3 protein-coding genes are annotated in these 2,126 nt (G+C 60.5%); all 3 read left to right on the plus strand.

The window, feature by feature from the left end:
* Positions 1-1,245: hypothetical protein (locus tag AB0J29_RS37095; protein WP_364796034.1), on the plus strand; the 1,245-nt coding region annotated here is incomplete at its 5' end.
* A gap of 31 nt (positions 1,246-1,276) precedes the next feature.
* Positions 1,277-1,555, plus strand: coding sequence for a hypothetical protein (locus AB0J29_RS37100; RefSeq protein ID WP_364796036.1), 279 nt, complete (start codon positions 1,277-1,279; stop codon positions 1,553-1,555).
* 3 nt (positions 1,556-1,558) lie between these two features.
* A complete protein-coding gene (locus AB0J29_RS37105) occupies positions 1,559-1,963 on the plus strand; it encodes a YbaB/EbfC family nucleoid-associated protein (RefSeq protein WP_364796038.1) in 405 nt (134 codons plus the stop codon).
* The last annotated feature ends 163 nt before the right edge of the window (positions 1,964-2,126 follow it).

The following is a 2,126-nucleotide window of genomic DNA, read 5'->3' on the forward strand; positions in this document are numbered from 1 at the left end:
GCAGAACGCCTCCGCCGCGAAGAAGAAGACCGCGCACGCCGCGAAGCAGAACGCCTCCGCCGCGAAGAAGAAGACCGCGCACGCCGCGAAGCAGAACGCCTCCGCCGCGAAGAAGAAGACCGCGCACGCCGCGAAGCAGAAAGGCCGCGTGGTCGGCTGCGTCGTTTGCGTGAGGTGTTTGGGTTCGGTAGGGAGGAGTCCCCGCCGCCCACCAGGGCACCGGAGCCCGAGCTGGCGCCCCCACTCAGAAGCCGTGGCCGTCCAGAACCCCAGCGTAAGTATACGAAGGACGACTTCATCAAGATGTGGGAGCGTAGGATCGGTCGGCCGATAACCCCTGCGGAGCTGAAGACCATCGACCGAGGATGCATCGGCCTGACGGTGGCGCGCCTTGGCAGGGTCGAGGGCAATCCGCAGCTGAATCTCGCCTTCGATGATCCTGTTGCTCAGCAGGCGATTGCGAAGGCAGAGAAAGTGTTGGCACCCGGGGAAGTGGCCAACCAAAGAGCGGCCGACGCCGCGAAGCAGCTCAAGCAAGCGCAACAGGAACTGGCGGAAGCACGAAAGAAGCCTGGCGCAACTGAAGACTCTCGCGACGTGAGGCTTGCGCGCGACCAGGTCGCATTGCGCGAGAAGCAGGCAAAGCGCTACCAAGAGGATGCGAAGAAAGCCTGGTCGAAGATATCCGACGAATATAAGAGGGAAATGCAAACCGCCAGAAGAGAGGCGAAAATCGAGGGCGGCAAGCGCACCTTCGAGAAGGTATCGGGATACGCCGACAAGTTCAATGCGATACTGGAGAGCAGGCCCGCTAGCAGGCGCGAATTCATGCGGCTGGTGAAGGCGGACAAGGATCTCGCGCAGTTGAAAGACGTGGAGCGGTGGCTGCCGGACGGCGATCCGTCGGAGTGGGAGGTGGTCATCTACTCCAAGCACTTCTGGTCCGGCGGAAGTAGCGAAACGCCCAATCCCGCACGTTTTGCACCTGATCCGACGACTGGCCAGGTTGATATGTCGGGTGCGACATACGTCGGGAAGCCCGGCTTTGTCAACTTCGACTATGGTTGGTACGACCCGCAATCAGGGAGCTGGTGGCATGCCAATCATATGGAGTACCCGGATCCGGTCAGGCGGGCGAATAGTCCGATGGAGGTTTATCAGAGTTCTCCAACCAAATTCTTTTCCAGCTATATGGACTTCGATAGTTCGGTGATCGCCATCGGCTTCGTGCGGAGGCCGCAATGACCGATTACACCGACGACCACGCGGAGGAATTATGAATCTCGAAGAATACGTCAATAGCACTGTTACTTTGTATGGCATAGCCGAGGACGCAATGGCCGGGCCAATACTTGTATGCGGCCCGAGTTCTCATGTCTATATCGAAGGGCTTCGCGAGTGGGACGATGGCGATCTATACAGTGCTTTCGCAGTCACCGGCATGTTGGTCGAGGAGGGTGATAACGCCGACCTCGTCGCCGAAGACGGCAGCTCAGCGCACGGTATCGGTAGGCATTATGTGGTGAAGAATGCCACCTGGGAACGAATTACCTGACCGATGGAACAGTGGCGATATGAAGTGCAACGGTCTCAACTCGCCGATATCCGCGATGAATTGTCCGCCGTGAGCGCCAAGGCCAGTTCATCCGATGGTTCGGTCGAAGTGACTGTCGATCACTCCGGAATGGTCACCGATGTGCGATTGGGGCCGCACGCCCTGCGCGGGGCGGCCGCGGATCTCGGCCGTGCCATCACCGAAACAGCAAGGGCGGCAGCGCGGCTGGCACATCAGCAGGTCACCGAGACCATCCGGCCGATCGAAGAGATCGTAGGCCACATGCCCGATCCGGACGATCTACTGCCGGGCGCACCCAGCCTGCGGGAACCGGATGCGGCCGTTGCCGACGCGCCCTCCCCCACTGCGGACGAGTACGACGAATACGACGACTACTACAACGACTGACGAATGTGCAATGACGGGCATTATCCGGCGCCTACATGCCGATTGTGTTCAGCTCGTCGGTCCTGCGGTGATCGTCGGACGCCGAGCAGCCGTGGTGCCGCTGGGCGTGCGCGGCGCGTCCACGAACAACGGATGATCGACGATCTGCCCATGAGCGTAGACC

It is taken from the genome of Nocardia sp. NPDC049707 (genome assembly GCF_040674855.1).
Classification (GTDB): Bacteria; Actinomycetota; Actinomycetes; order Mycobacteriales; family Mycobacteriaceae; genus Nocardia.

Coding starts and splice junctions, on each gene's coding strand:
- AB0J29_RS37100 (WP_364796036.1), top strand. CDS start 1,277: ATGAATCTCGAAGAATACGTCAATAGCACTGTTACTTTGTATGGCATA.
- AB0J29_RS37105 (WP_364796038.1), top strand. CDS start 1,559: ATGGAACAGTGGCGATATGAAGTGCAACGGTCTCAACTCGCCGATATC.